At 37.2% G+C, this 1856-nt stretch carries 2 protein-coding genes; both read right to left on the bottom strand.

Translation table 11 applies throughout. The annotated features are described in order from the left end of the window. The coding region (locus AC061C_RS15680) for a ribulose-phosphate 3-epimerase (protein ID WP_478291948.1) at positions 1 to 405 on the bottom strand (405 nt) is incomplete at its 3' end. A gap of 439 nt (positions 406 to 844) precedes the next feature. Continuing rightward, entirely contained in the window at positions 845 to 1708 is an 864-nt protein-coding gene (locus tag AC061C_RS15675; RefSeq protein WP_007137700.1) for a sigma-70 family RNA polymerase sigma factor, read from the bottom strand. Between the last annotated feature and the right edge of the window lie 148 nt (positions 1709 to 1856).

Genomic DNA, 1856 nt, shown 5'->3' with positions numbered 1-1856 from the left:
AACCAAGTCAACATCATTAATTACGTCCTCTAGTAAGTCAATATTAGTATGTGGATTGATAGCGACTCCAGCTTTCATTCCTTCTGCTTTGATGGCTTGTAGCGTTCTGTGAAGATGCGTGCACGCTTCATAATGTACGCTCAGAATATTTGCGCCTAACTCGGCAAAAGTTTTTATGTAACGGTCGGGATCGACAATCATCAAGTGAACATCAATAGTTTTTTTTGCATGGCGGCTAATGGCTTCCAGAACTGGCATTCCGTATGAAATGTTTGGTACAAAAACACCGTCCATGATGTCAATATGAAACCAATCGGCTTCACTGTTGTTGATCATTTCGATGTCGCGTTGTAGGTTCCCAAAATCGGCAGCTAGTACTGATGGAGCAATAAGTGTGTTTTTCATTGTGTAGTTGTTTAACCTGAATTTGTTTCGGATTTATTAGTTGTTGTTGGTGCAAAAATACTTTTTTTAGACCAATTGCGGTACTTTTTAATTAAGAAGAAACGACGACTTTTAGTTGCGAAGGTTGCGTAAGGGATAGCAGCGGCATCCTTTTGTGCAGCGCTAGCGAAACAAAAGATACAGCGAATAGCCCGACCCGAAGTAGCAAGGAGGAACGACGAAGCAATCACGGAGGGACACGCCCAAAAAATAATGATAAGATTGTTTCGTTCCTCGCAATGACAAAAAATAAAACTCCGGTAATCAGCCGGAGTTTCAATCATCAATCAAAAAACGAACAGTTAATCAGACCGTCGTTACTTATTAGTCGAAAGCCGAAAGTCAAAAATCATACTGTTGTTGGACGATATGATTTTTGACTTTAAGACTTTTGACTGTTTTATCCTAAATAGGTTTTTAGTATTTTGCTTCTTGAAGTGTGTTTTAATCTTCGGATTGCTTTTTCCTTGATTTGACGCACACGCTCACGAGTTAGGTCGAAAGTTTCTCCAATTTCCTCTAATGTCATTGGGTGTTGATCGCCAAGACCAAAGTACAAACGAACTACATCAGCCTCTCTTGGAGTCAATGTTTCTAATGAACGTTCGATTTCAGTACGCAATGATTCGTGGATTAATTCTCTGTCTGGATTAGGAGATTCACCTGAACGTAAAACGTCATAAAGGTTAGAATCTTCTCCTTCTACAAGAGGCGCATCCATTGATAAGTGACGTCCAGAGTTTTTCATAGACTCTTTTACGTCATTTACGGTCATGTCAAGTTCTTTTGCAATTTCCTCAGCAGATGGTGGACGCTCGTTAGATTGCTCTAATAAAGCATACATTTTGTTGATTTTATTGATAGAACCAATTTTGTTCAAAGGCAAACGAACGATACGAGATTGTTCTGCCAATGCTTGTAATATAGATTGACGAATCCACCATACCGCATACGAGATGAATTTGAAACCACGTGTTTCATCAAAACGTTGTGCCGCTTTTATCAATCCTAAATTCCCTTCGTTAATTAAATCGGGAAGCGTCAAGCCTTGATTCTGGTATTGTTTAGCCACCGAAACTACGAAACGTAAATTGGCTTTTGTTAATTTTTCTAATGCTTTTTGGTCACCAGCTTTAATCTTTTGCGCCAACTCAACCTCTTCGTCAGCAGTTATAAGGTCAACTTTTCCAATTTCTTGTAAATATTTGTCTAATGATGCAGTTTCACGATTCGTTACCTGCTTGGTGATTTTAAGTTGTCTCATGTTTTTGTCTCCTCAATTTTATGTGTACAAATGGTTATACGTATGGGGTTACAAAAAAGTTACAATAGTTACTAAAATAATTTAATTTAAACCAAAAATAAAAAAAAAAAAAAAAAAAAAAAAAAAAAAAAAAAAAAAAAAAAAAAAA

Source organism: Flavobacterium sp. GNP010 (genome assembly GCF_056428945.1).
The sequence above is the reverse complement of the archived record's forward strand: the minus strand, read 5'-3'. Positions and strand labels throughout refer to the sequence as shown.